The sequence below is a fragment of the Prochlorococcus sp. MIT 0801 genome (genome assembly GCF_000757865.1).
In the GTDB taxonomy this organism is placed as follows: Bacteria; Cyanobacteriota; Cyanobacteriia; order PCC-6307; family Cyanobiaceae; genus Prochlorococcus_B.
This window is the reverse complement of sequence record NZ_CP007754.1, coordinates 1,065,965-1,091,648: the sequence shown is the minus strand read 5'-3', so window position 1 is coordinate 1,091,648 and position 25,684 is coordinate 1,065,965. Positions and strand designations below refer to the sequence as shown.

General features: G+C 34.4%; 37 protein-coding genes and 2 pseudogenes. 19 read left to right on the top strand and 20 right to left on the bottom strand.

What is annotated here, in order from left to right; translation table 11 throughout:
• Positions 1 to 272: 272 nt before the first annotated feature.
• The gene (locus EW15_RS05855) at positions 273 to 1,943 is read right to left on the bottom strand and encodes a GspE/PulE family protein (protein WP_052041176.1); all 1,671 of its coding nucleotides are present in this window, start codon (positions 1,941 to 1,943) and stop codon (positions 273 to 275) included.
• A gap of 187 nt (positions 1,944 to 2,130) precedes the next feature.
• On the opposite strand from EW15_RS05855, the gene EW15_RS11220 reads away from it, so the two are divergent.
• A complete protein-coding gene (locus EW15_RS11220) occupies positions 2,131 to 3,045 on the top strand; it encodes a thermonuclease family protein (RefSeq protein WP_081930462.1) in 915 nt (304 codons plus the stop codon).
• 73 nt (positions 3,046 to 3,118) lie between these two features.
• Here EW15_RS11220 and EW15_RS05845 read toward each other — a convergent pair whose 3' ends face one another.
• The 5 genes from EW15_RS05845 to EW15_RS11215 all read right to left on the bottom strand — a co-directional run bounded on the left by EW15_RS05845 (position 3,119) and on the right by EW15_RS11215 (position 6,674).
• A complete protein-coding gene (locus tag EW15_RS05845) occupies positions 3,119 to 4,579 on the bottom strand; it encodes a DUF4214 domain-containing protein (protein ID WP_052041175.1) in 1,461 nt (486 codons plus the stop codon).
• A gap of 341 nt (positions 4,580 to 4,920) precedes the next feature.
• Positions 4,921 to 5,610 (bottom strand): hypothetical protein, encoded by a 690-nt coding sequence (locus tag EW15_RS05840; RefSeq protein WP_038653087.1) that lies wholly within the window; start codon positions 5,608 to 5,610, stop codon positions 4,921 to 4,923.
• Between the two features lie 31 nt (positions 5,611 to 5,641).
• Positions 5,642 to 5,764, bottom strand: coding sequence for a hypothetical protein (locus tag EW15_RS11600; protein WP_255327212.1), 123 nt, complete (start codon positions 5,762 to 5,764; stop codon positions 5,642 to 5,644).
• Positions 5,765 to 6,002: 238 nt separating this feature from the next.
• Entirely contained in the window at positions 6,003 to 6,443 is a 441-nt protein-coding gene (locus EW15_RS05835) for a cupin domain-containing protein (RefSeq protein ID WP_038653085.1), read from the bottom strand.
• 69 nt (positions 6,444 to 6,512) lie between these two features.
• Positions 6,513 to 6,674, bottom strand: coding sequence for a hypothetical protein (locus EW15_RS11215; protein ID WP_011295103.1), 162 nt, complete (start codon positions 6,672 to 6,674; stop codon positions 6,513 to 6,515).
• Positions 6,675 to 6,835: 161 nt separating this feature from the next.
• Between EW15_RS11215 and EW15_RS10845 the strand changes: the two genes are divergently transcribed.
• Both EW15_RS10845 and clpS read left to right on the top strand, forming a co-directional pair.
• The gene (locus EW15_RS10845) at positions 6,836 to 7,021 is read left to right on the top strand and encodes a hypothetical protein (protein WP_156095757.1); all 186 of its coding nucleotides are present in this window, start codon (positions 6,836 to 6,838) and stop codon (positions 7,019 to 7,021) included.
• A 72-nt stretch (positions 7,022 to 7,093) separates the two neighbouring features.
• Positions 7,094 to 7,390: an ATP-dependent Clp protease adapter ClpS gene (gene clpS, locus EW15_RS05825; protein ID WP_038655231.1), complete on the top strand. Its 297-nt coding sequence runs from the start codon at positions 7,094 to 7,096 to the stop codon at positions 7,388 to 7,390.
• Between the two features lie 942 nt (positions 7,391 to 8,332).
• Here the strand turns inward: clpS and EW15_RS05820 are convergent.
• A complete protein-coding gene (locus EW15_RS05820) occupies positions 8,333 to 8,521 on the bottom strand; it encodes a hypothetical protein (RefSeq protein ID WP_038653078.1) in 189 nt (62 codons plus the stop codon).
• A 433-nt stretch (positions 8,522 to 8,954) separates the two neighbouring features.
• Here EW15_RS05820 and EW15_RS11210 point away from each other — a divergent pair, with 433 nt between their 5' ends.
• The 3 genes from EW15_RS11210 to EW15_RS05810 all read left to right on the top strand — a co-directional run bounded on the left by EW15_RS11210 (position 8,955) and on the right by EW15_RS05810 (position 10,146).
• Positions 8,955 to 9,095 carry a hypothetical protein gene (locus EW15_RS11210; RefSeq protein ID WP_197049647.1) on the top strand — a complete coding sequence of 47 codons (141 nt, stop codon included), beginning with the start codon at positions 8,955 to 8,957 and terminating at the stop codon, positions 9,093 to 9,095.
• A gap of 271 nt (positions 9,096 to 9,366) precedes the next feature.
• Positions 9,367 to 9,798, top strand: a complete 432-nt coding sequence (locus EW15_RS05815; RefSeq protein WP_038653075.1) for a cupin domain-containing protein — start codon at positions 9,367 to 9,369, stop codon at positions 9,796 to 9,798.
• Between the two features lie 111 nt (positions 9,799 to 9,909).
• Positions 9,910 to 10,146: a hypothetical protein gene (locus tag EW15_RS05810; protein WP_038653072.1), complete on the top strand. Its 237-nt coding sequence runs from the start codon at positions 9,910 to 9,912 to the stop codon at positions 10,144 to 10,146.
• Positions 10,147 to 10,622: 476 nt separating this feature from the next.
• Here the strand turns inward: EW15_RS05810 and EW15_RS11460 are convergent.
• From EW15_RS11460 to EW15_RS05805, 4 genes and pseudogenes are all read right to left on the bottom strand, one after another.
• A pseudogene (locus EW15_RS11460) lies at positions 10,623 to 10,808 on the bottom strand (DUF4214 domain-containing protein); the annotation flags it as partial.
• Positions 10,809 to 10,823: 15 nt separating this feature from the next.
• On the bottom strand, positions 10,824 to 10,967 hold the full coding sequence (locus tag EW15_RS11455) for a DUF4214 domain-containing protein (protein ID WP_081930461.1): 144 nt from the start codon (positions 10,965 to 10,967) through the stop codon (positions 10,824 to 10,826).
• 310 nt (positions 10,968 to 11,277) lie between these two features.
• A complete protein-coding gene (locus EW15_RS11205; RefSeq protein ID WP_197049646.1) occupies positions 11,278 to 11,442 on the bottom strand; it encodes a hypothetical protein in 165 nt (54 codons plus the stop codon).
• A 269-nt stretch (positions 11,443 to 11,711) separates the two neighbouring features.
• Positions 11,712 to 11,909 carry a hypothetical protein gene (locus EW15_RS05805; protein WP_038653069.1) on the bottom strand — a complete coding sequence of 66 codons (198 nt, stop codon included), beginning with the start codon at positions 11,907 to 11,909 and terminating at the stop codon, positions 11,712 to 11,714.
• A 1,073-nt stretch (positions 11,910 to 12,982) separates the two neighbouring features.
• Here EW15_RS05805 and EW15_RS11595 point away from each other — a divergent pair.
• A complete protein-coding gene (locus EW15_RS11595; RefSeq protein ID WP_255327211.1) occupies positions 12,983 to 13,117 on the top strand; it encodes a hypothetical protein in 135 nt (44 codons plus the stop codon).
• 483 nt (positions 13,118 to 13,600) lie between these two features.
• Here EW15_RS11595 and EW15_RS05800 read toward each other — a convergent pair whose 3' ends face one another.
• Entirely contained in the window at positions 13,601 to 13,777 is a 177-nt protein-coding gene (locus EW15_RS05800) for a hypothetical protein (protein ID WP_156095756.1), read from the bottom strand.
• A gap of 239 nt (positions 13,778 to 14,016) precedes the next feature.
• On the opposite strand from EW15_RS05800, the gene EW15_RS05795 reads away from it, so the two are divergent.
• Positions 14,017 to 14,322, top strand: coding sequence for a hypothetical protein (locus EW15_RS05795; protein WP_225866523.1), 306 nt, complete (start codon positions 14,017 to 14,019; stop codon positions 14,320 to 14,322).
• 213 nt (positions 14,323 to 14,535) lie between these two features.
• Here EW15_RS05795 and EW15_RS05790 read toward each other — a convergent pair whose 3' ends face one another.
• The 3 genes from EW15_RS05790 to EW15_RS11195 all read right to left on the bottom strand — a co-directional run bounded on the left by EW15_RS05790 (position 14,536) and on the right by EW15_RS11195 (position 15,441).
• The gene (locus tag EW15_RS05790; protein WP_038653060.1) at positions 14,536 to 14,724 is read right to left on the bottom strand and encodes a hypothetical protein; all 189 of its coding nucleotides are present in this window, start codon (positions 14,722 to 14,724) and stop codon (positions 14,536 to 14,538) included.
• Positions 14,725 to 14,777: 53 nt separating this feature from the next.
• A complete protein-coding gene (locus tag EW15_RS11200; protein ID WP_197049645.1) occupies positions 14,778 to 14,942 on the bottom strand; it encodes a hypothetical protein in 165 nt (54 codons plus the stop codon).
• A gap of 343 nt (positions 14,943 to 15,285) precedes the next feature.
• Entirely contained in the window at positions 15,286 to 15,441 is a 156-nt protein-coding gene (locus tag EW15_RS11195) for a hypothetical protein (RefSeq protein ID WP_197049644.1), read from the bottom strand.
• 95 nt (positions 15,442 to 15,536) lie between these two features.
• On the opposite strand from EW15_RS11195, the gene EW15_RS05780 reads away from it, so the two are divergent.
• The 6 genes and pseudogenes from EW15_RS05780 (at position 15,537) to EW15_RS05755 (ending at position 19,938) form a co-directional block, all read left to right on the top strand.
• On the top strand, positions 15,537 to 15,758 hold the full coding sequence (locus EW15_RS05780; RefSeq protein WP_011823953.1) for a DUF2839 domain-containing protein: 222 nt from the start codon (positions 15,537 to 15,539) through the stop codon (positions 15,756 to 15,758).
• 555 nt (positions 15,759 to 16,313) lie between these two features.
• Positions 16,314 to 16,532: a hypothetical protein gene (locus EW15_RS05775; RefSeq protein ID WP_038653053.1), complete on the top strand. Its 219-nt coding sequence runs from the start codon at positions 16,314 to 16,316 to the stop codon at positions 16,530 to 16,532.
• 267 nt (positions 16,533 to 16,799) lie between these two features.
• Positions 16,800 to 17,021: pseudogene (locus tag EW15_RS10525) on the top strand (hypothetical protein); the annotation flags it as partial.
• Between the two features lie 94 nt (positions 17,022 to 17,115).
• Entirely contained in the window at positions 17,116 to 17,538 is a 423-nt protein-coding gene (locus tag EW15_RS05765; RefSeq protein ID WP_038653046.1) for a hypothetical protein, read from the top strand.
• Positions 17,539 to 18,993: 1,455 nt separating this feature from the next.
• Entirely contained in the window at positions 18,994 to 19,335 is a 342-nt protein-coding gene (locus EW15_RS05760; RefSeq protein WP_038655228.1) for a hypothetical protein, read from the top strand.
• A 60-nt stretch (positions 19,336 to 19,395) separates the two neighbouring features.
• The gene (locus EW15_RS05755; RefSeq protein WP_038653044.1) at positions 19,396 to 19,938 is read left to right on the top strand and encodes a hypothetical protein; all 543 of its coding nucleotides are present in this window, start codon (positions 19,396 to 19,398) and stop codon (positions 19,936 to 19,938) included.
• Positions 19,939 to 20,004: 66 nt separating this feature from the next.
• Here the strand turns inward: EW15_RS05755 and EW15_RS10835 are convergent, their stop codons facing one another.
• Positions 20,005 to 20,226 (bottom strand): hypothetical protein, encoded by a 222-nt coding sequence (locus EW15_RS10835; protein ID WP_156095755.1) that lies wholly within the window; start codon positions 20,224 to 20,226, stop codon positions 20,005 to 20,007.
• A gap of 328 nt (positions 20,227 to 20,554) precedes the next feature.
• Here EW15_RS10835 and EW15_RS05745 point away from each other — a divergent pair, with 328 nt between their 5' ends.
• The 5 genes from EW15_RS05745 to EW15_RS11590 all read left to right on the top strand — a co-directional run bounded on the left by EW15_RS05745 (position 20,555) and on the right by EW15_RS11590 (position 22,652).
• Complete coding sequence (locus EW15_RS05745) at positions 20,555 to 20,791, top strand: hypothetical protein (RefSeq protein ID WP_225866522.1); 237 nt, start codon at positions 20,555 to 20,557, stop codon at positions 20,789 to 20,791.
• A gap of 131 nt (positions 20,792 to 20,922) precedes the next feature.
• Complete coding sequence (locus EW15_RS05740; RefSeq protein ID WP_038653035.1) at positions 20,923 to 21,153, top strand: hypothetical protein; 231 nt, start codon at positions 20,923 to 20,925, stop codon at positions 21,151 to 21,153.
• A gap of 154 nt (positions 21,154 to 21,307) precedes the next feature.
• Positions 21,308 to 21,667, top strand: coding sequence for a hypothetical protein (locus tag EW15_RS05735; RefSeq protein WP_038653032.1), 360 nt, complete (start codon positions 21,308 to 21,310; stop codon positions 21,665 to 21,667).
• A gap of 510 nt (positions 21,668 to 22,177) precedes the next feature.
• Positions 22,178 to 22,552 carry a PAP/fibrillin family protein gene (locus EW15_RS05730; RefSeq protein ID WP_255327210.1) on the top strand — a complete coding sequence of 125 codons (375 nt, stop codon included), beginning with the start codon at positions 22,178 to 22,180 and terminating at the stop codon, positions 22,550 to 22,552.
• Positions 22,512 to 22,652: a PAP/fibrillin family protein gene (locus tag EW15_RS11590; RefSeq protein WP_255327209.1), complete on the top strand. Its 141-nt coding sequence runs from the start codon at positions 22,512 to 22,514 to the stop codon at positions 22,650 to 22,652. Before EW15_RS05730 ends, EW15_RS11590 begins: the two co-directional genes overlap by 41 nt.
• Positions 22,653 to 23,075: 423 nt before the next feature.
• On the opposite strand, the gene EW15_RS11450 is transcribed toward EW15_RS11590, so the two are convergent.
• The 4 genes from EW15_RS11450 to psbA form a co-directional block, all read right to left on the bottom strand.
• Positions 23,076 to 23,384, bottom strand: a complete 309-nt coding sequence (locus tag EW15_RS11450; RefSeq protein WP_225866521.1) for a hypothetical protein — start codon at positions 23,382 to 23,384, stop codon at positions 23,076 to 23,078.
• Between the two features lie 3 nt (positions 23,385 to 23,387).
• A complete protein-coding gene (locus tag EW15_RS11445) occupies positions 23,388 to 23,576 on the bottom strand; it encodes a DNA-formamidopyrimidine glycosylase family protein (protein ID WP_225866520.1) in 189 nt (62 codons plus the stop codon).
• Positions 23,577 to 23,672: 96 nt separating this feature from the next.
• Positions 23,673 to 24,311, bottom strand: coding sequence for a hypothetical protein (locus EW15_RS05720; RefSeq protein ID WP_038653029.1), 639 nt, complete (start codon positions 24,309 to 24,311; stop codon positions 23,673 to 23,675).
• Between the two features lie 205 nt (positions 24,312 to 24,516).
• Positions 24,517 to 25,599, bottom strand: coding sequence for a photosystem II q(b) protein (gene psbA, locus EW15_RS05715; RefSeq protein ID WP_011294225.1), 1,083 nt, complete (start codon positions 25,597 to 25,599; stop codon positions 24,517 to 24,519).
• Between the last annotated feature and the right edge of the window lie 85 nt (positions 25,600 to 25,684).

Below are 25,684 nucleotides of genomic sequence, written 5' to 3'. Positions count from 1 at the left end.
TTTCAAACGAACATCAGGACTAAAGAAGTTCTTTTTAGATTTCTTCCGGAATGATGACGTAATAAGTAAGCATCATCAACCCAGATCGGGGGACGGTCGTCGAAATCCTGTCCTCTCATCGCAATTCAAGAAAGATCATTTTCTCTGCACTTTTTTTAGAACCCAATGAAGGGGAATGATCAATCTTTTTCCTTCCAAAATGTTCCTAACACAGTTTTAGTTAGCCCTGTCAAAGAGATTTCTCTTTTAGTAAATAAAAAAATTAAAATGTATTATATTTTGCAAACTCTTTCAAGCTCCGAAACAGTAGTTAATTGATTATAGATTAGTTGTTTACCGTACTCTCTTAGAGTTATCATTCCATCTTCTATTGCAATATCTTCTATTTCAAGATCCGTCATTCCCTTTAAAATAGCATTCTTTATTTTCCTATCAATAATTAGCAGCTCATAAACTCCAATTCTTCCTTTATAGCCTGTACCCATACATTCTTCACAATACATTGTATTATTAATATTTCTTTTTTCTTCTGGTAAGACTGAGGCATATCTAACTAATGTATTACATTTAATACCAGTTTTATTTGAATCTTCTTCCTTTATTTCTCGTAACTCACTACAGGACTTGCAAACACAACGCACTAGTCTTTGAGCTAAAACGCCCCTAACCGAAGCATTTAATTTATACTTTGGTATCTCCATATCTAGCAATCTGGTTAACGAACTTGCAGCACTATTTGCATGTAATGTTGTAAAAACTAGATGTCCTGTTTCTGATGCATCCATGGAGGCATTCGCAGTCTCCGGATCACGTGTTTCTCCAATCAATATAACATCAGGATCATGTCTCATAAATGTTCTGAGAAGATATGGAAATGTCTGATTTTTAGCTTTATTAACTTGTGTTTGAACGATGTCTCCGCCTAAAGCATATTCAATTGGATCCTCAGCTGTAACTATCTTTATCTCTCCATTGTCTATCTCTCTCAAAGCAGCAGCAAGAGTTGTGGATTTACCTGATCCAGTTGGACCACAAACAATAATAATTCCATTTTGTAAGCTAATTAAATCCCTAAAAGAGTTTCTTACATATGACAAATTAATTAAAGTGTCTAAATCTAGCAAAAACGAATCACTTTTCAAAAGTCTTAAAACCATAGACTCACCATTTCTCACCGGAACAGTCGAACATCTAAATTCAAGTTTTTTGCCTTTATATTTTTTATAAATTTTCCCATCTTGACTAGCTCTTTTTTCAGACACATCCATATCCGCTAAATTCTTTAAACATGCCATTAATTGAACTCCTTCTAAGCTTTTTATATATATCAAACTTTGAAGTATGCCATCTTTTCTAACACGTATTTTGTAATTATTTTCATTTGGTTCAATATGTATATCTGAATAATCTTTATCATATGATTCACTTAATATGAAATCAACTCTCTCCAAGACTTGGGAACCCATATCTATATTTAATAAATCAGAGTTGTCCTTCCTATCTTTTTTACTTGTCCTTTCCTTTTCAAACGAATTAATTTTTTTATTAGAAAATAAACCTAAGGGAGATTGAGAATCATAAACTTTTTTTTCATTCTGAATGTTTATATCTTTATACTTTATATTAGTTTTACTTTCTCTGTTATTCATTTTTTCAGATTTATCTGAGAAAGGTTCCCAAATTGAATAAAAGAAACCACGATCTGATTTATCTATCTCAAAACCTTTTTCTAATCCCTTAATAATAAGAATTAGCCAAGGTAAAGCACCGATAGCATTTTCACGCGCTAAAAAGGGGGCATTAGAAATATTATTTATAGAATCAAATATTAGTGGAATAAAATCTGTAATAATAAAAAGAAGTGCTGAATATGCAAAAGCTCGCCTTCGATAATAGCTTGATTTCTTTTTTTCACTATCATTCAAAAGCTGAATTAAAAACATACAGCTTGGAATTGCAAAACACAGAAGAATCTTAAATGTGCTTGAGAGGATTGCTTCTATCAAAAAAATTTATAGGGTCTTATATGATCCTAATGATTATTAAAATCTGAGCAAATCTTATTAAAAGACTTATAAAGATTTTTTCATAATTAAAAACAGACCGAAGCACACTCACTAAATTACCTAGATGGATGTGAGCTTAAGGCAAAAACTTATTAGAAAACTATTGAATCAAGGAGGAGAGAAAGGCTTCTCTTTAATTGAGTTATTAGTTGTCATAGCAGTGCTGGCAGTTTTAATCAGCACAAGTCTTATTAAAATCTTAGATATCACACGTAAGTCCGAAAAAGTAATCGCCCAAAATAGTATTTTAAGAATCAAGTCTGAATGTGAAGCAAATAAAGCTTTAAATGAGACTCTAAATTTCTCGCAAATCAATATCCGTGGCTATGACATAGATTCCGATTATTCAAATAGTTGTAATGGCAACCCAGTTCACGGCTTTATCAATTTAATACCTACTACATATAAATCTAACCCCTCGTTTCACTATCAATTTAACAAAGGTCAAATAACTTGCAGTATTGAAAAATCGGAACTCACACCATTTCCTGAATGCCATAAGATAATTCAACTGAAAAAGAAATATAAATGTGGTGATATTGGGGATTGGTCTAAAGCACAGCAATTATTAATTGAGGGGCATTCTTATTTAGATAGAGATAATGATGGAGAGGCATGTGAGACTTTGGGGCGAAAATCAAACAAACCTGAAATCGGTTCCGTAACCATTCAAAGCTGCTATGACGGTGATACTTGTACAACCTCACAAGGCGAAAAAATTAGACTTGCCTGTATTGATACTCCAGAAATCAGAGGAAGAAGGTCAGATCCTATCCCTGCGAAAGCTGCAAGAGACTATTTAAATAATTTAGTAAAAGGGAAAGAAGCCAATATTCGTAGAGTTACGGAGGATCGGTATGGAAGAACAGTGGCAGAGCTCACAATCGATGGAATAAACTTGCAGCAAAACTTGGTCAACGAAGGTCATGCAACTATTTATAGAAAATATTCAAAGCCCTGCTCTTGGGCTAATAAATAAAGAAGAACATGATTGAGGATCGAATATATCCTCAAATTATTTCTTAAAAAGGGAGCCGTGCGTAGTACGACTATCAACCAAACCCAGTCATGTCAGTAAAGAGTGCTTTATTCTCAGCTGATTCTGCAAATCCAAGGAGTACTTCATATCTTGTTTCCGCTCCACTATTCAATTGGCCTAGCCAATAGTTTAAGCCTCCTGTATCAGCATCACGACCTAGAACATTCTTATAGAGAGTATTTACATAGCTTGAATCGGTTACATCGTCTCCATAACGTTGTTTAAATTCAGCTGAACCTAAAAAGGAGGATGCAACGACTCTGATTGTATTTATACCAGAACTAAAATTATCAATCCAGTACTTTAATCCATCCGCATCAGGAAGGCGTTTGAAGGAAGCGTTATAGAGGCGGAACATACGACCTGAATCTGTGTTTAACCCTGTGACTTGATCAAATGTTCCTTTGATATCAACGATGGCACTCACATCACGGAAGGCGCTCGTACTTGCTTCTCCCGTAAATTGTAAGGATGGATAACCCGTGATGTCGTCATACCCAGAATCAGTTTTGATTTGATAGACTCCGTCTCTTTTATTATAGAACTTATAATCACTAAATTTACCGCTATAAGTTTTAATAACGTCTACTTTGGATTCTTCTACGGTTTGATCTGAGAACTGAATATATTCAATATTTGTGAGAGTATTTGTTCCATCATTAAACAAACCGTCTCTATCTGGAGTACTACGATTCGATCCTTTATCGGTAGTTTTAAGGGAGTTTGTTGACCGTGCAAAAATATACTCTTCAAATTTTCCCGTGAGCTTGACAGTATCAATTCCTAAACCTCCATCTATAAGATCATTGCCTCCATAGGAATATATTGCGTCAGCACCAGAGCCAGAATTAATATTATCGTTATATTGTGTGCCATATATAATGTCTGATGAGTTAGTTAGATAGTTGAAATAATCTTTAGAACTCTCGTCATTACTTGAAAATGAAAGGTTTCCTTTATATGAAATCTCCTCTCCATTAGATGATACGAAACTCAACTTAGATATATTTGAAGAAAGATCTACATTGTTAGTCACTGTATTGATGGAAAAACTTCCAATCAGGTTTGCTTTACATAATTGTGTGCCATTTAAATTTATATCTATATCAATCTCATTAAAAGATATCGAACCATTGACTTCTGTTCCTATGGAGCCAGTATTATTTTCAGAGTATTCTTTAAAAGCAATATTTGTATCATATCCTGATTCAGATACAGTTCTTAAGTTGAAATCATCGCCTATAGTAAGTGTAAATGAAAGTCGAGGTAAATCGCTTAAAGCTGAGGTGTAATCAATAGTATTTTTAGCTGAATCAATTTTCAACTGATTAGGACTTTCGTCAACTAAATTTATTTCCCTTTGAATATTTTGGATATGGCTGTTCATCCATTCTATTGAATCACCAATGGAATATTCACTAGGTGTAAAAGTTACTCCTGAATTTGAAAGTGTTTTGAATGAAATCTCAGACACTATGGTTTTTTACCTGAATCTGTTAGGTTGGCAGTCTAACTTACTGTATAGATAATCTAGTAAAGCTATTTTATTAATTAATATTAATTTTCGCTTGACTTATATATATAAAGCTGCCGATTGATTCAGTTTTTTCTTATCTCTCTTCTTTAGATTTCTTCCACCACTGCTCTGCAGGACCCTGACAAAGCAAACAAAATAGACTCTATCGTAATTGGAGTATATGAAAAAGGGCCTCAAATATGTGCTCAATTAAAATTGCATAATAGATTTTAGATGTTTGACTAAACTTATATAAAAATGCATCTATTGGTATAATTATTTGCATTTGATTTATTATATTAGAAGTAATACGAAAGATTTATTCTTGCAGTAGGAAATATAGGTGATAATTTTTGAATTTGTGAATTTGTTTCTTCAACTGCATCCTCTATTTCATCCCTTACAAAAAAAGGTAATACAGAATTAGAATTATACTCCCATTCTGCATTATTAATCTTAAGATATTGCACTCCAATAGATGAGTCCAATGATATATTTTTTGTTAATCTTTTTGTCCAGCCAAGAGATAGACTAGGTATTAATTTTATAGCTTTGGGTTTAATATGTAAATCAAGAGAACTACAAGATGGACATATAACGGTTAGATTTCCCATTTGGTATTCTAATTCAGATAAATTGATTCTGGAGTATAAAGAATAATGATTTAATTCTATTCCAACTTGTGTGAAGAACCCCTGATATCTTTTAGCCTGAAAATATTTTCTATAATTAAATTGTGCACCAAAAGATAAAAAATTTAACTTAATACTTTCAGACAAACCAATATCATATTTTCCTATTGGTATCTTAAGGTAATTTAGTCTAAAATCTAGCTGATCGTTATCATTTAAATTTGTAAATATCCCTAGATATGTTCCTTTTTCATATATACCTAAATTTAAACCATTTATTGGTAATCTTTCCTCTCCATGGACTGGTTTTAGATTACATGCAGATATAACCAAAAATAATGTAAGGAAAATATTCACTATATATAAATCAGCCTAGAACTGATCAATCTCATCTTAATGCAGCAAAGTCAGCTGCCTTCATAAAGAACTCAGCAGTTTTTTTTTCTATCATCTCTGCTTGTGCGGGTGAGGCAAGGAAAAGAAGTAAAGGTGAAAGGATAAGGCGTTTCACAAACCCTTTCTAGCTATTCTAGTCCAATCAATCATCACATGTAAAAGTAAGCACGTACCACCAAAGCCTATTGAGAAACTTTTTTAAAGAGAGCTTATTTCTATCACTAAAGAATTACTTGGGATCAAATTTTGGATTGATAAGCCTTTTGCTAGTTCATACGGCATCACATAAAAAAAAGACTGACCTAAGTCAGCCCCTTTTATACAAATATCAATTTGATGGAAATCGAAAATATTTATCCTTCAACATTGGTGAGAGTAGGAACTCCTTCAGCTGCAGCAACAGTTACCCACATGACTGCTGGTACTTTCCCATTATTCGCCATGGTATGAGGAGGAGTATCAGCTGACAATACAAAAGAATCTCCCTCACGAAAAGTTGTGCTCTTACCTTTCTTCGTCTTCAGCGTTAATTGACCCTCTTCGATATAGCTGGTTAATGGTGCCTCATGAAAATGAAGGGGAACGACACCACCTGGTTGAACATCAACTTTATAAAGACGCATTTCTCCTTTACCTTCGGGATATGTAAATGACTCTCCATAAATTGGCTTTGTGCTTGTGAAAAGTTCTTGTACATCCACAGGGGGTTTATCTTCAACTGCAATAGCAATAGGTGAAAAACTCATCAATGAAAAAGCCATAAAGGCTATGAGACTAATGATCTTTTGAAGCATTAATTTTAAATGTTTGAATCTAAATCATATCCCTTGTAGAGAATTCGGGAAGTCAGAATTAATACACGATTAGCTGAACTTTTTATTTGTTCTAAGTTTTAAGGCTTGTTTTTGATATTGAGTTCTTATTTCTTGAATATGAGGTTGTTTTTCAGCCCGATCAACTGGCATTGACCTTGCTGCTTTTACTAGCTCGAAAGCATACCTATGAGTTTCTTTATGAGAATCCATAGTCGAAGTAAGGACCTGTAAGAGCATTTTGATCGCATCTAACAGTATTTGTCTAAAAAAAATTGTAAGTTGAGTATTAACGCTGTCAGGTTATTTACTTATTGCTCAAGCCGAATAGTTGTAGGTCCAAAAAAGGATAAGATCTTATTATGAGAACAAAAATGTCCGTTAGAAGAGCATGCCTTACAGCATTAATCATGTCCATACCTCCAACTCTTCTATTCGTTATTAATTCAGGAAGATTTTCTACTTTTGGAGTTCTGTTTGCATCCATACTCATTAATTGGCCTCTTATTAGATGGCTTGATGATCGTCAATGGTACAGGGAGTGGAAAAGGGAAGAATAAAGAGAGCTTTTAAATGCTTAGACAACTACCTAAATGTTGAAGGATGTTTTGCACCTAACAGCAGCAACAGCTATGAAATTTTCAACCAATTCAACTACTACAGTCTTAGATCCAAAGACAATAAAAATAAAATATCCAGAAGCAAGGATAATAGTGCTTGATGATAATTTTAATACGTTTGAACATGTAGCAAATTGTCTAGTGACAATCATTCCAGGAATGAGTGAAAAAAGATCATGGCAACTTGCAGTCGAAGTAGATAGGGAAGGTTTGGCGGAAGTATGGAGAGGCCCCTTTGAACAGGCAGAGTTATATCACCAGCAATTGATCAGCAGAGGATTAACAATGGCGCCAATTGAAAAAACATGAAATTACTAATCAATATAGAACTCTCAGTAAAACAACAAAAAAATAGATAGGAAAGCCCTACCTCAACCGAACATCAAGGTGAGAAAAGTTCTTTTTACAGTTTTTTTATGATGGCGTGATACAGAAGCATCATCATTAGAACGGTGGACAGTTGGTGAAATCCTGTCCTCTCTTCCCAAAAATTTTCTAGGTATAACCATGAACGGAGTTAACGAAGCAGTAATTATTGCAAGCTTGGCAATACCAACTGGTTTATTTATTGGATTTTCAACAATCCTCGTTAAAAGACTTCGTCAGTGCATGTAACAACTACATCTACTCCAACCAAAACTAATAAAAAGCCTTTCTTCAGACTGGAGAAATTTATCGGTGATATATTTTCACCTTCTATGCTCGTTACTAAGCTATATTCATATATCACCTCCTAACTGTTGTAGTTACAACTGCATATATTTTCCAATCTTTTTACAACTCCACATGTCGGAGCGATAGTAATCAAATCTTGTTCTTCAAGCCTGCTAATGGCTTTAAAACAAAAAATTGAAAATAAAAAGCCAAGACTATAATCATCCATCACTTAAGAATTAAATATCCGTAAACAGTAATTATGAGAAAGATTGGAATTGCTAAATAGGTGATTAAGAACCACTTAAACGTATTGTCTTTTCCCAAGATGATTTAGAAAAAGAGAATTGCAATAGCTATTCCCATTACTAAACCGATTGACCAACTAAGGCAAAGCATTTGATAGTTGCTGAAATTTAATTTTTTTTGAATACGCTGAGCTAATCGTTTATCCACCTTAATCAATCTCATTAAGACCATGTCTACAAAAAGAATATTTTCATCATCATGCCTCTTTTTGTTGCTAGTTCAATGATGCATCACATAAAAGAAGAAGGGTTTCTCTAGAAAATCGGTACTGACTTGGCTAAGTCCTTTTTATTTTTTGTTTTGCCTGTTCTCTCTTGCAATTGAATCATTTTCTAATGTTGTATTGATCAACCCTTTGAAGTCGCCAAAGGCAGAAGCAATACCAAACATCACGACAAAACTTAAACCAGCAACAATCGTTACGATCCAAGTACCTGTACCCATATTGAGTGGTACTGCAAATAATGGGTTAGGCATCCAAAAATTAATTACTTATAAAAGCACCTTAGAGAATTTTTATATAAAAACAAAACGATAAAGTCTTTATGAATAACCACATCAACTAACGACTTTCTATAAAGAATCTAAAGTTTATCCTGAACGAGTATTTATCTCTACGCAGTTGAATAGCTTTAGTTCTTACTACTTTTGAGAAATCACAGGCCCACTCTTTTTATTACTGAGCTTTAAAGGGTGGATCTGTGAATTTAAAACGTTAGTGCTCCTCCCCAGAAGCCAACTAGTTATCGTCCTCAATTAACAGTTGTCTGACATATAACTATCTCAGATAAGTTAACCATTTGAACATCTAACTTATCCACAGCTTTTAGCTCTGGTTAACCGAATCTAACCAGCAAAATGTTTTGCGATATTTGTAAAAAGAACGGCCTAGTGCAATATCGAGTGGTCAATGCTCAACAAAAAGATTGGATCATTACTTGTAAGAATTGTTGGCAAGAATCTACTAACACTGAGGGATATAGATACGGCGGAACTCGAAAAGCAAATCGTAGAAGTAAAAAATAATTATCAGCTTAAACCATTACTTTAGATCCAACTTCACAAGCACTTGCCAATAGAAGAAGTACAGGAAGATTTCAGAGAACTAATATTTTAGGTGCGGTAGATTTGTTTAATGCAAGTATGGCTAAAAGTTGTTTCTGGATGATTTGTGAAGATGTGTACAACACAAGTGTTATGCCCATATTCTTACAGGCCGGTTCAGGTAGGGCTAACCAGTTCGGGTTTTTATGTCATCCCTTTTTTAATAGATGTCTGATTGACCTAGATCAGCTATAACGAGCTGGTATTTATATACCTTTATGCGACGCATTTTACTTCTTGCACTAACAGCAGGAATTTCTATCCCAATAGTTGCCTGTAGTCCAAAGAAGCAAACATCCCTTGAACCAGTAGTAGTAGAAACTCTTATCAGTGCAACTGAATCGTGGAATGGAGATTCTTTTAGGTACCCAAGAGGGAAAGCAGAAATGAAACTTGAAAAAATAACTGCTCAACCTGGTTTTAAAACATCTCTTCATTTACATCCACAGCCTGGGATTATTTATGTACAGAAAGGAAGCATTTATTGTGAAACTAGTGACGGACAATCACTGACATTAGGAGCTGGTGAAAGCTTCGCTTCATCCCAAGATACTCCTCATTATTGTCAAAACAATGGTGATGAAGAGATGGTGGTTTTTAGCGCCTCAGCGGGAGCTAAAGGTAAAAAGACCACTGTCCCGACTGAATAAATAACCCTTTCTGATTGAATAAAGAAGGTCGACAGTCGATGGCTCTCTATATAACTAGGGCTGATTTAGATCAGTCCTTTTCCAATTTTCGTTTACGGAAAAATAGGATTAATGGTTCCAATTTTTGCAACTTCTACACAAACCAACCTGCTGATTTATGTGGGTGGTGGTGGTTTTGTTTTATTAGGAGCTTTTTACTTTGGGCGAATAGTTACATTCTTTTTCCCAAACAATCCATTAATCAAAAAAGGGAAGAAAGAGAACGAGGAACTTACTCCAAAACAAAAAGAATTTGTCGAGTTTCTCGAGAAGGCCTCAAATCAATCAAAGGAGAATAACGATGCCTGACGTGAAATTAAATTCTGGTTCGAATGATGTTGGAATGAAATTCAAGATCATTGGGATTTCAGTGACCTTTGGCCTAAACGCAATCGTTTTCATTTGGTATTTTTTCTTTTCAGGTCTTAGCTAAAACTTGTCATTAATCAATTATTTGTTTAATGATATAGAAGGGTGATATGAAAATGTGGTCAAAGAAATTACTATCTACGAATCTTTTGACGGTACAAGATTTGACTCGCTTAATGATGCCAAGAACTACGAAGAAAGTTTAAAGAATCAGGCTATAAGAGCGTTATGCAATCACGACTATGATGCATGGGAAGATTATATGTTTACTCGATCAAAAGAAACTGACTGAAAAAGAAGTTTCATTACTCCACCGACTAACGGTAGTATCTCTTAAACAGTAATTATCAGCAACAAGACTAAAAAAGAAAGGCTATTTGCCCCTCTTAGTAGTAGTTTCCCCAACCCTGCAAAGGTTAACCAAACCTCGTCATTTCAATAAAAAGAGTTTTATTCTCTGCTGATTCAGAGAAGCCAAGTAAAACTTCAAATCTTGTTTCTGCTCCACTATTAAGTTTTCATAACTAATAGTTTAGGCCTCTTGTATCAGCATCTCTCTTTAAGACATTTTTGTAGAGAGTATTCACATAGGTGGAATCAGAAACGTTATCTCCAAATCACTCAACAAATTCAGCTGAACCTAGAAATGATGATGCAACGACTCTGATGGAGTTTGCTCTAGAGCTAAACTGATTAAACCAATATGCCATTCCATCAGCATTAGGTAAGCGTTTAAATGAAGCGTTATACAAACGAAACATACGTCCTGAGTCTGTATTTAAACCAGTTCGTTGATTATATAATCAGGCATCTGAATGTTATTTTCTTGGAGTCTAATTTTTAGAAAAAAATTGCCTAGTAAACTTAGTTATCAAGATGATTAAATGATTGAGGCTTTCTTACCTAAAATCAACAATTTTTCCGTTAGGCAAAAATGATTGTTGAGCGATTGTCAATCTAACTTGATCCAATCAATCTTAGACTTTCCACTGTTGGCTTGATCTTTATATCTTTACTCCTATATCCCGGAAGTAGGAAAAGTTTTTACAATATAAACATAAATAGGTCTACCTAATTTGATCGTCTGTTGATTCTTTTTCTTAATACCTTTAATTGAACATTAAATCTTAATTGCTTTATGTGATCGAGCTTTTCTGCAATATCAGCTGGCATTGACCTTGCGGCCTTAACCATTGCGAAAGCATATCTATGAATATCTTTGGTGCAAGAATCCATAGTCGAAGTAAGGATCTATATACCCTCGCTAAAACGATAATCATTGTCTATATACTAATGACTTGGGTTGTAACTTTGTAAGATTGGCTTAAGTCAACGCCTCACATTTGGAGGAGTAATTCGTATAGATCAGCTATTTACTTAGCACTATTAATGTGTCTATAGTATTTTGAGTGAATCAATTATTCCTTTTTGTCTAAAAGTTTTGCTTTTTTTTGAGTTGTCGATACTTCCTGAAATTAAGTATCTTATTGATCTTTTTTTATGAGCTAACTTTGTTCAATATTGATTTGGTTGGCATAAAGGACATGTGGCTGGTCTTTGCTGCCTTCACTTGCTTCAATCCATTCTTTGTACTCCTCTCTTAGTGCTTTTTCATTCAGTCCATCTAGCTCATTTATTCTTTTTACAGCATCATTCATTGTCACTTCAAGGACTCTTTTAAGGCTAATAGTTGGAATTTTCATACAAAACTACCTACCAAAGAATCAGCTAAATAAGTACAGACAACAAAAGCAAATGTCATTGCTATTGGCTTTTGAAATAAATCATTAGAAGAATTCATTTTATTTATTAGTAATGACCTATAGAACTAACGAAACAAGCTAATGCTCCGCAATAAACAAAAAACAAACTCATTTCGAGTGGTCTACGGGAAAAAAATGAGAGATAAAAGTCAGATGATTTCATGAAGCTGGATAAATGGTTTTGAACATGTTTGTATGCTTTTTCTTTGTCGGCTTTTGTTACGTCAAAGATCAGTCATTTTTGATTTAGGAATGCTGGAGAAAGTAAACATTTTCAAATTTTTCATACACGTTAACTTTCTAATCGATCTGTATGTCCTGTCGGTGTGTAGAACTCCCTAAAAAAAAGTCGTATTTTTACTACAACGCACTACCTCCTTAACTTCTTATCTTCACGCGGGGATCTGCACCATTATCTTTACTCCACATCACGCAATAATGTTTGGAATACTCTTAGTTATTAACTCTGCCTCGATCTTTCAAATGTCTACTCCAGAACAATATTAAATATAGATCAGTCAGTTAAAAAATTGCAATTAAGCTTCCTTATTGATACCAGTTTTCTCCTTGTGTAGACTATACAATTTTGACTAGCATATCTAAAAAGATACACTTTTTTGCTGGGCTGAACTGTTTTAATCTTAGTCTCATCAGCCGCAATATTTTTTGTCGATTTTCGATTATTGGAACAAGAAGATCAAGAACAAAACTATATATGATTTAGTTTATCCTCCCTGCTAGACCTTTGGTCTACTCCTCCTATCTGTGGAAGGGCGTGGAAAGCACTACCTCAACCGAACATCATCATTTCAAGAGTACTTTTTATACTCAACTCATCGGTGAATGTAATGTTCAATCCCTGTATTACCGAAAAATTATCTCCCTCTACCTGACATGACTTCAATCGATAATTCCTCAACAGCTAAGTTCCTAACTCTCTTCTGCATCCCTGCTCTTCTACTCGCATCAGGTTCATTTGATGTTGCTACTTCTGTAATCGTTTAATTAAAACAATGCCTTCAAATTTTTCACCTGATTTTTACGAATCCATTCTTGAAGCTTCCGACAATGGTGAGCTTTGGGGATTAGAAAATAGTGATTTAACTCCGCTTGAAGTTCAATTAATTCTTTCTCATGACTTCAGCTGATACCTCCAAAACAAGAGATGGTTCAAGTTTTGGAAAAATAATCGCTTTTGGCATCGCTGCAAAGCTATCTATACTTGCAATATTTGTTGCTTCTAAATTCGGCTAATTAATTTCTGTTTTAAGAACATCTCACGTTTTAAATAAATTAACTATATTTTTTTGTTATTGATTTTTCATATAAAGGTTTTTATTTTCTGGTCATTCTATAAGTGACATAAAGAAAAATTCCAAGGACTGCAAGATTTGTAATGGCATATAGTCTAACCCTTCAAAAAAATGATCGGCTTTAGCACTGTAAAATCTCTCTGCGTATTTATTTGCAATTATTATTTGGGATTTATCTAGGATCGATTCATTTTGAAAACCATGAACTTGTGATGAAAGTGCGATAAAGATAAAAAGAAATGCTATGGCATAACTAAAAAAAACTTTTCATACGTCTATCATGTCAACCTTGATGAGATGTAAACATTAGACCTTTGTCTATTCTTTACGAACTAATTCTTCATTTACTTCAAGGGTTACTTCAGGACCTGTAAACACAGCCCATAAAAACATAATAGTTACAGGGCATAGAACTATCTGAACTAGAGGAGCAAAGTATTTGAGCGACTTGAGTCTTTTTCCATATTTATGCGACCCTCGAGTTGCGCTTGGCATACAGATCAGCCGTACCGTTTGGAATGTATCTTGCATAACTTTGATGATTCACTTCTGTGGTGTGATCCATAACAGCCTCGATCTTACTTAGTGGAATCCCACCAGCATATGAAGCATTTACATCACGATGCCTTGATGTAATTAAGAAACAAGATTGTGTTTCATTTTTTCTAGACTGTCTTTAGGTATAGGAGCGAAAATGAAATATATATTTTTCAAGTCTGAGACAGTATATGTTCATGTCATCTGCTGATTGTATTTTCTTTAAGAGTCGAGCGGAGTGTTTTAGTAATAGTAAGCTTCATGCTTTAGATAGATATTGGAGTATTAACAATTCACACCCTATGCATGAGCAAATGCATGAAATCATAGAGGACATTTTAAATACCAGAGGTGAAAAGACTATCAAGGAGTCAAGATTAGATTTAGTTAGGAATTTTGAAAGATCTTTATCAATCTCAACTCCTATGGGACGCTTGAGTGCAAATATAATTTCTTTTATTTCATGTTTTGTTATGTCTATGGTTAATTCAACTAAACGATGAATATCCAAAATGACTAGACAATATAAATCTTTAATTGTAGCTAGAGATCAATGGCAGAGTGATATAAAAATGTACAAGGATTTTTTTAAAGGAGAAACTAAAACCTTTTAAGGAAGATACGGTGCAGAAGAATATATTTCTATGGCTAAAAATAGATTGCAAGATATAAACCTAAAGTTAAAGGATATTGAACAAGAAAGTTTGACGGATGCGTTATGACTTTTTATTTCCTATCCAGTCTTCAGGCTTTTTCATCATCCAATTCATAATTCCATCACTATCCATATTCTTTGAGCTAAGACCAAAGGCAACGATAAATAAAATGCTAAAGGAAATTATTATGGCGACTAATAAAGGACTTATTCCCATTTCTGAAAGAGTAAGACCAAAAAGATATTGCATGATTTGCTAAAAAAAGATTTTTTAAATTCTAAAACCCAACTGTGTGAGTTTGATTATCCATGCCATAAAAGCTCAGATAATTCACTTTTTTCCATTGAGATGAACTGCTGAAACATTGTCTCTTCGTACAACCTTCTAAGTTCATTTTCATTTGCTTTGTCTGCCATAGCCTTTGCTAAATTTCTCGCTATTTCTTGATGATTAAGCTCCTGCCCCATTTGCTCAGAATAGATTTAATTATCCCTTTCTAGAATTAATTATTTGTTTTACTTAGAGAGTATTCACATAATGTATTTCGCATGTATAAAATTTGCTAATTAAAAAAATGTTGGTGGCGCTGAAAATCTATACGAATTACCAATACCAATAAATTTGGATAAAGGAGAACTAGGTTGAGTGAATGCTTAGAAAATCAAAGAGATTGTCAATTCATATCACTAACCAGAGCACTATCTGCAAAAAAACCTCCTTTTTAGGGGAGGTCTTTTACTTCTTAGACCTGAGCTAGCAGTTGCTAGCAGAGCTAAGTCGTTAACTTGATGAGACTATTGTAGTCTTTTTTTAGCCCTCTTCGCTTTCTACTTTTTCAGCAAGTTCTCTAAGCATCTTGGCAATTACATCTTTTGACCAACTGAACTCTTCTTTCAGCCCATCCACGCAATCTAAAACAGATTCCCATACGGCCTCATATTCTTTTGGGTAAACTTTTTCAGTCATGCTTAATGAATGATTTTTTTTATTAAACCGTCTAAATCTTTTTAAGCCAAAGACCAACTCCGATTTATCTTTAGAGGATTACGTCCTCTTTTTTTATGGGAGAAGCTAAAAGAAGAAAAGAACTGGGACTCCCTCCAAGAGAAAAACCAGTTGAGTTAAAGTTGCCTGTACTTGATAAAGAAAATATTCAAAAAAAAGTTAGGTCTTTTTTGTATAAAAATCCAATAGTTCCATTTGTTTTTTATGGCCTTGTCCTTGGAGCTTTTGGATGGGGGCTATATAACCTCGTGAAAGGCTATCAATTAATTAAGTCATAGACAATTAACTAGCAATCACACATGTTGGGGTGTTCACCTGTCTCGCAATAGAATTCAGCATATTGGCAAGAAGCACCATCACAAGTGAAAGTTCCTGGTTGACCAGAAAAAGATGGATTCCAACCTGCTGGATAGCTTCCTCCAGTTCCACCTCTAGAAGTGATGCATCCTGTAAGTAATACTGTCAGAGAGAAAAAAGTAAATTATGTAAGAGTGTCGAAGCTCGCCCGCATATTTAAACACTCGTCTAACAAATAAACCATTGCATAAAAGTTGTTGGAAAACCTTAATCAGATTTTTGTGCTACCTAAATAAAACTTCTTTTCCGTATTAACCACTTGAAAGTATCGGGCTTGTGGTTATAACGAACACAACTTGAAAAGTTTTATGGCTTTCCTTTCTCGTTTGATTAACAAAAGCATCTCTATCTTAATTAATAAATTTAATGTTTCAACTAAAGTTGTTGAACAGTTTGAAAACGACTACCCACTTGATGGTATGGGGGATCATCATAGGTTTTTGCTTTAGAAATCACTATTGCTTTTAGAATCGAGGGTGAGTTCGACAGTCAGGCAAGATTTATCTCGTCCGGTAAAACTGATCTTTAATCCCATAAAAATTCAACAGGATAAGCAATATGATGGTTTTATGAAATATAACTGGAAGGATCTTTTAGTAGATGATTCGATTGTGGCTGTTGTTCTTGGAGTGATGGCTCTGATCATTGGATCATTTCCTGCAACCTTCAGCAAATTTCTTCCTTTTCTTAAATAGGAATGGATATCAACTATCACTTGCTTGTTGATATTGCCCTTGTCTTAGGGGCACTATCTTTTGTCTTGATCGCAAGGAAATTTAAAAAGAATGATATCAATCCTTGAAGTCTCTAAACAAGCAAACCAACTCATCTATGTTGGTGGAGGTTGATTCGTTTCACTAGGAAATTTTTTTGATCTATTAGTCACGTTCTTTTTTCCAAAGAAACCATTAATCAGAAACGGAACAAATGAAAAAGAGGGATGACCATAATTCTTAAAAGTTAAAATTGGAGATACTGTTCTTGTTGGAGAAGATGATATTGCGAAAGTTTTTTCATTTGTTGGAGGAGCTAGAGACCCAACTCCCCCCAAACCTTTTCAAGTCGCAAACCTTTATTCAGGCGAAATCAAATTTGTTCATGGTGAGGAAGTGATACAAATTCTGTCTGGGCATGAAAAGCGGCTAAAAATAATGTTTGAAGTTCTTTTTACCAAATGCCCCTAGATAAACCTATCCCTGATTCTGTGATTAATTATTGGAAAAATGTATTCAATAGTTTTTGGTTGAAATTCAGTGATACTAAAAAAGCCAACTAGTTATGGATCCAATACAAGTTTTAGGTCTCAAGGATCTTAGGAGGGAGGTTCAAGTTAAAGATGAAAATACTGCAGGACAGTTGTTAGTTAAAAATACACATGCAGAAGAACGGTATGTAAGAGGGATGTCTAAGACTGCGATAAAACACTATATAAATAGAAAAGATTGTCCTGTTAAAAATCATTTTCTTGGTCTACCAAAGTGGAGCAGAGAGGATGCTGTAAAAGCTTTTGATACTTATCTATGGTCTCAACATCAAAAAGATGCAATAGAGAAACCTCTCAAGGATTGGTTTAATGCCAGAGTGAAGGAGCTAATGGCGGGACATAATTTAGACCTTATTGATGATATTGATTTTGTAAAAGGTAATGATGATTCTCATGGTTTTACTTTGAAAAATTATATTGAATATTTAGCTAAATAAATTTATTGAAGACAGCTCCTTAAAATTCATTAGGAACTAATAAACTTTTATATGTGATCTATTTTTTGACTTGTAAATGCTTATTTATAAGTCAGAAAAAATAAAATTTTTAAGCTGCATGATCGGATTTATAAAGCTATTCTTTTTTAGGCTTGCATATATAAATTAAAAATAAAGGAAAAGAGCTTTTAAAGGATTCTTCTCAATGGGTCATTATTTTTGGAGAGCTTTGTTTGTTGGATTTTTTACAACTACGTTGAAGTGAAAGAGATTATGAATCATAAGTTTAACTAATTCTCGAAAACCCCACCTTTAAACTGTCACGTGTCTGGGTATTTGTTCTTAATTTTATAGTATCTTTCCACATTCACCTGCGAGTACAAGGTCAAATGGCTCAACGAATTAACGTTGCATTAAATTCAATCCCATCAGGATGCAGAGATTTAGCTGAATTTGTTTTCTTCTGCGGAGTTGGTTTCACTTTTGGGAGCTTAGGTCTTATATGACTTCAAATACGAAAGCATTAGCTGAAACAAGAATCAAAAAGTTTATTCCTTACTTTGTCGTCGGAAAACTTGCTATTTTCAGTGGATTTCTTGTTTATATGATGCAGGGTTAAAAAGTTTCAGATCCATAAGAAAAATTTATTCCACGGTTAGCCCTACCCCGCCCGAACCTCACTCAAACTAAGTATTTTCTTATGATTGGACTTTCAGAGATTCAGGTCTATCTTTCTCTGAAGTTATTCCTTCCCCAAGTCAAAATGACTGCAGCAACTTATAAAAAAACTGCTTTGAAAGTTCTAGTCCTTTGGAACCTTCCTGTATTACTGCTCTTGGCCGGTGCATTCCAAATTGGCACTTCAGTAATCGTTTAGTTATAGGACAATCCAATGGATATGAACCCTTTTAAGCCGCTGATTCAAAATTTTGATGAATTCTACGTGAAAATTCTTTCAGTAAAGGAGCCAATAAATAAGTTTTATCTAAAGCTGCGCTTAACTAAAGCCACTACTTAAATTTTTTTAAGTTAGTATTTCCAAAAATCTAATGGAGATCAAAGAATTTAATAATTATGGGTTAGATAGCCTAGGTATTCACTGGATGCAATATCTTTCAATGACATTAATTTCTTTATTGATATTTCTCATCGGGCTAGATAAGGCATCTCCAACCTTTCATCATTTTGTTTTATCTCTCTTATTCAAGCTTCAGTGCAGCGGCTTAAACTGTAATGGTGTGAAAATCAATTAGTCATAGCTTCTTAGCTATAACTGCAGAATCAAGAGTCAGCTAGAAATTTATAAAGTTAATCTGATATTTCCTTTGGAAAAAATTGAATTAATATTGAAAATCTTATTGATAAGTGGTTCCTACTCTTCTTTTTCTTATCTGGGAGTTGGATTACACGACTTGATTTGGTTTGAGCAATGAACTTTCAAATCATGATTGCTTTATGAAACGCTCGTTATTGCTCGTAATAGTCTTGATTCTTTTCTCTCCTCTGAATGCAGATACCTTTGATAAAATAGAGGCTAGAAAAGAATGTAATAAATGGGTTCATGAAGGAGGCACTTATCTCATTTGGAAAAAAGACTGGAAAAAAGTTGTTGGTGGTATGCAAAGGAAATGGAAAATAAAAAGAGTTTCCAAAAGAGTCTGTCAAATGGATCAGTTAAGCAATCAACTTTTTGGATTAGAGTACCAAGTCAGAAATGGAAAAGTTCTTTCAAAAAGCGAGATAATTGGGATGAAGCATCAATTAATAATTAAAAGGACTTTTCTCTTTAAGCCATAGATCGTTTTGAACAAATTAGATTAAAATCATTCAATCTAATGGAAGAAGAGTTTCACCTAGATGACTGAACAAATTGAAGTGCTTGGACAATTTGATGTCAGAAGAGATGATGTCGCTAATGAAAGTGAAACTGAACTGACTGTTCAGATATCAATCGATAAAGCGCGAATAACCAATACTTTTGGAGGAGATCAATTAAACGCTGCTTTGGACGCAGTAAATAATAAAAAAACATATGTTAGAGGCTATGAGAATCAAGCTAAAAAGTTTTATATCAGCAGAAAAGACTGTCCAGTAAGAAATTTTTGTGAGGAGCTGGCAGGGCCAAATAAAAGAGCAGAAGCAATACAAATGTTTGATGCACTGTTCTGGGGGTCATGGATTGCTTGTGATGAGATGCCAGAGCAAGCAAAAGAATGGTTAGATGCGAGAGTGAAGGATTATAAAGATGGAATAAAGATGGACTTTATATGTGATTGTCGAAAATTTAGAGGTAATGATGCTGATAAGACTCAGGCAAGCGAGATGACTAGGGCTGAATATCCATTTGATTGTCATGGTTATACCCTTAAAAAACACATTGAAGAAGAGGCAAATAAATAATTGACGTTCAATAATTTATTTTCTTTTAAAAGAATTCGATGTTTTAAGTTTCAATACTTTGCTGGTTTAAAGAATTAGCAAAATAGTTCTTTTTATTTTGGTGATTCCAATTAAATAAATTTCCCCATAACTATTAGCTTGTTTTTGGAGGACTTGATATCTAGTCCTAATCCTTCCGCCATAATCATTCAGAGATAGGTCTCTATTCTGCCTTGAAGTCAATGACCTAAGAAAACCAGAGTCCACCATTCTTGCTTGCTTCCAAGAAACACTTGTTTTGCTCGGCAATATCTGTAATCAGCTTTTTGGACTTGTTTAATTCAATTTCTTTATTTTTGATGGGCTTTTCTGTCACAGGCCATAGCCTTGAAAGCAATGATCTTGTTCTTGCTCTAGCAAATGAAACCATCGATCAACAGTCCTATAAATTAATTGAAGCTGTTTAGCCTCCTATGTTTTTTATAGCCCTAAAATTGAGATTACATATTACATTTGTTATGAGATAAAGATCAGCTAGAAAGGATTAATGAAATTCTATTTACCTATTTACCAAGACCTTAATGATTACTTTGCTGTAAGAACTAAGACCATATCCCGTATAGCTATCGCTGACATTATGGATAACAGTATGCTGATCAGGTGGTACAGCAAAATTTTTGATAGCTATTTACTCGTAAAAGACTTGAAAGGTTTTGGATATTTTGAATCTGATTACTCACATGGATATGTCCAAGCCACCTTTCGATTTAACAAGCTTGCATTGGAGGTAATACGTTTTCAATTAGACCTGCGTGGACTTACTAGAAGAAACACCAGAGAGATTTCTATCATCGAAGAGGCCATGAAATTCTAATGAAATTCACCAACCCATACTTGTAGAGCCGAAAGTATTAATTATCCTGATATGTCAGAAGAGCCTGAAGAGATATCATTCCCAACAGAAATTTCAAGGTAATTGTGCAACGCTATTATCAATAAGTTTTAATGAATACTTTTATCGTTTCTACCTTTAGCTGTACTTTTGATTCTTTTGAAAATGACGTTAGTAACTTATTTCTTGAAGATCTTTGTAGGGAGTTTGTGGATGCTTATGAGTTAGTGAAAGTTGACGAGCATAAATCACATTTACTTATGAATGTCTTAGATATGGAAAAACTTGGAGCGGCTATGACTTGTGATTTTGCTATCGAATGGGATAAAAGGAATAATTGTTAAGATACAGTTTATAAGATTGAGCTTGCCAAATAAAAATGAATCAACATCACTCAATTGATAATGAAATTAAAACTATTTCTGTTGAGGGATTCAAACCGAATGAATGAATTTGAAATTTCCATCTACAATCCAGAGGCGATAATTTTCTTCCTTTGTGATTGACACTAACGATTTAGAAGTAAAGTTCAAACTTTGTACAAGTTTTATAGTTAAGGAAGTTATCGCATTAGATCCACTGGCAAGGAGACAATGGCTTTTTACCTACAAAGGGATTATTCAATACGCTGATTCTCATGGAAGCGAACTTACTAAAGAACAGATAGTAGGAGCAAATATCTACAGAGACCTTATTAAGCAAGTAGAAGAGTTAATTAAAGAAGAAGATTTTGAAGGGCAAAATTACAACGCATATAAAAGCCGTGATCCAGATTACGAAACTATTTACAAAAAACGTTTAAAACAAATACGAGAAGATTTTCCAATACCTCATCAATTTAAAGAAAGAACTTCTTAAAGACTCCAAAGAAAAAAACAAGATGGCTATTACCTCCTTTCTCTGGGTTAATCCGTTGTAGGGTTAACCGTGATCTACTACCGTGAAAACCCCTGCCATATTATATTCAGATCTTTTAGAACATAATGGCAATCTTTAGGTTATTATGACTTCTATTCCTACCTATTCTTTCCCATCTTTTTCACCAATTTTAGTAGTTGGATTTTTAGGTATAGCTGTCTCTCTTTACACTCTTTATACCGTTAATAAAGCATACTATAACTCTCCTTTTAGAAGTTAGTTTTATCTAATAAGATCGGAAAAAGAGATCATGTCAAAAATAACCCTAAAAAAATTTCATACTTTCATTAGTTCAAGTAAAGCCAGTGAAAACTATTTCACCCTCTTTACTTCATAGAAGTAGATTTTGATCAACTTTATCTAATAATCAATTAATTAAATCATGAATAACACATCAAAATTAATAGAAACTCTTGAGCAATCGCCAAAATCAAAAAAAAATTTGAGAAGTTGATTAAACTATCTGAACAGGATTCTTCTCCAGACATAATTAAGCAATTGGGCCATCTTAGAGGCGTATGGGAATTGAGATGGAGTAATTCAAAATCTCCTGTTCTAAATTATTCACCGTTTTTACATAATCTTCAAATATTAGATTTAGAGAAAGGCAGAGGACTTAACTTCCTGAGTCTTAAGGGATTTCTTGGAAAAGCCTTATCGACGAATATTTTGGCAAAGTTGGATATTATTGATCAAAAACGAATAAACGTAACCTTTGAAAAAGCAGGGATAATAGGCCCTCAGTTGTTTGGAAAAAACATTGTCTTTTTATCAGAAATTAAAAATGACTCAAACGGGTTGGCTAGATACAACCGTATTGACTGATAAATTGCGAGTATGTAGAGGTTATAAGGGGACAACATTTGCTTTACTAAAAAGGAAGAATTTTTTGGTAGCCGATTTTTTTAAGCCAATCAATAATTAAGTATGTCTATCTTTTGATATACGTTCATCAAAAAACATGTTGCCTAAATTTTTATCGTTCGCCAATTGCTAAAAAACATTATCTGTAGGGTTTGCTTTTACCTCTTTCAATTTGACAGCTAGGGCAATAATCAACTTTCCTTTTCCCATACCATTTCCTTTCTATACGATCCTTGCAATTTAAACATTCATATTGGTGTCTCCTGAAAACCGCATGTCTATTGGATCTTCTTGGCTCTCCATTCTCTTTGTTTCTATCTGCTAATGATTTCGAGACTGTAAAACCTCCAGTTTTATACGCTAACTGTGAGATGTTTTTTATTGATTTTGCCCATTCGGTAATTCTCGTTTTATCAAGATCAAACGGTCTATCATCTGGATGTATTTTTGCATCGAATAAGATTTCTGAGCGAAGGTAGTTCCCTTATCCAGCAAAGACAGCCTGATCCAGCATCAAAGTTGAGGCTTTCTTTTTATGGAAACTTTTCGACGTTAATCTTTCTTCTATTAATTCTAAACTACATGATTCATTCAGGACATCGGACCCAATTTTTTTTAAGAATGAATGTTCACTTTCTTCATCGGTTGGAATAAGTTCAATATCTGTCGCTGACCACAATCTGACAGTATGTTTATTTGTTGTGAAAGCTACTCTAAGAGCTCTTCTTGATTTGATATTTGTTGTATTAGAATTGACTGTCCATCTTCCAAATAACTGATTATGTCTATACATTGACTAATCATTTATGAAACGAATAATCATTGCCTTTCCTCTAGTTGTTATCTCTTTGATATTTTTGTTTTTGACTTTCCCCTCTTTCTCTTTTATCCCTTCATAGTAAAAATTACTTTCAATAATTTCTTTGCCAATTAAAACTTTACTAATCCTATCTGCTGCGCGTCTTATCTCTGGTCCTTCGGGCATTTAAAATTCAATTGTAAGCAGTATTCAATTTAAATGCGTGCAAATAGAAGTTCATACAAAATTCATGAATGACTTTAGTGATTAATCTGAACTTCTTTACTTATGAATGCAATCTTTCAACCAAAGCACGACTTCACCTCCTTGACCTCTGGCTGAAAGTAATTCGTCGTTTTCTTCTAATGCAATCAAGGCAAAAAATGACTTCTCCTTTTCTTTCGGTTCTTTAAGAGATCTTTTCAATAAAATATTTGAACCTGATTTGAGTTCAATTAGATTTAAACAGAATGCTACTAAAGGTTGTTTTCCTTTTAAATAACCAGTTCCTGAAAAAACAATGCTGAAAATACCAAATTGAATTGAGGCGATAACAGAGAATTCAGTTGAATTTTCAGTTAAAAGGTCTCTTTTGAACTCTATTTTTGCATAGAAGACTCTAAGCAATGAACTAAATACAGGATCTTCCTCGTCGATGTCTTTTTTCCATATTGATATAAATTTCCAAATTCCAATAATTGAATCGCATTCAATTCCACTACCTTGTTTTTTTGCGAATTTTTCAAGTTCTATAAGCTTTTCTTTGTCAGGGAGTTTGCATGAGGCTTTTCTCAATAAATCTTCTTTACTTGAACTTCGTAAAAGTGGAGATTTTCTTTTGCCACCTGAAACAAAAAATAGAAGTGGGATTGCTGCAATTACTAATACAGCATCAATTAATAGGAATTTTGATATATTCATTTCGCGGAGCTACGTGAAGATAAGTAGTAAACAGTTGTTTCTTTATAAACCTCTAATAGGTTTTGCATAGAGGTTGAGATATAGGACTTAACAGTTACAACTCCATATAAAGAATTTCTTGTTGCCCTCCTTTTATTTTTATTAAATCCAAAATTGCAAAAAAAAAGCCCTCTAAAAGAGGGCTTTAAAAAATCAAGTTAAAGACTTAACCGATTGCAGGTGCAACAAGAGCTACAGAAGTAGACTCAGCAGCTGCTAGGTCAAGTGGGAAGTTGTGAGCATTACGCTCGTGCATTACTTCCATACCAAGGTTTGCACGGTTAAGTACGTCACCCCAGGTTGGTACAACCTTGCCTGAAGTATCAACTACAGACTGGTTGAAGTTGAAACCGTTCAAGTTGAACGCCATGGTGCAGATGCCCATAGATGTCAACCAAACACAAATCACTGGCCATGAAGCCAAGAAGAAGTGAAGGCTACGGCTGTTGTTGAAGCTTGCATATTGGAAGATCAAACGACCGAAGTAGCCATGAGCTGCAACGATGTTGTATGTCTCTTCTTCTTGTCCAAACTTGTAACCGTAGTTCTGTGAATCAAGTCCTGTGGTCTCACGGATAAGTGATGAAGTAACCAAAGAACCGTGCATTGCAGAGAACAAAGCACCACCGAACATACCTGCTACACCAGCCATATGGAATGGGTGCATCAAGATGTTGTGCTCAGCCTGGAAAACGAACATGAAGTTGAATGTTCCAGAGATTCCTAGAGGCATACCATCAGAGAATGAACCCTGACCGAATGGGTAAACAAGGAATACAGCGAAAGCTGCTGATACAGGTGCTGAGTAAGCAACACAGATCCATGGGCGCATACCTAAACGGTATGAAAGCTCCCACTGACGTCCCATGTATGCAGAGATACCAATAAGGAAGTGGAAGATTACAAGCTGGTAAGGGCCGCCGTTATATAGCCACTCATCAAGAGTTGCTGCTTCCCAGATTGGGTAGAAGTGAAGGCCGATAGCGTTACTTGAAGGAACAACAGCACCAGAAATGATGTTGTTTCCATACATGAATGAACCAGCTACTGGCTCACGGATACCGTCGATATCAACTGGAGGAGCAGCGATAAATGCAACGATGAAACAAGTTGTTGCCGCAAGAAGGCAAGGGATCATCAATACACCGAACCAACCGACATAGATACGGTTGTTGGTGGAAGTAACCCACTCGCAGAATTGTGGCCAACCTTTGAGCAACGAAGAACGCTGCTGCTGAATAGTGGTCATGAAAAGAGCGATAAGTATTTGCTCGAAAGAGCAATAAATAAGATCAGATAAAATCTGACAGACAGAATTTAGCTTCTAAATAAGA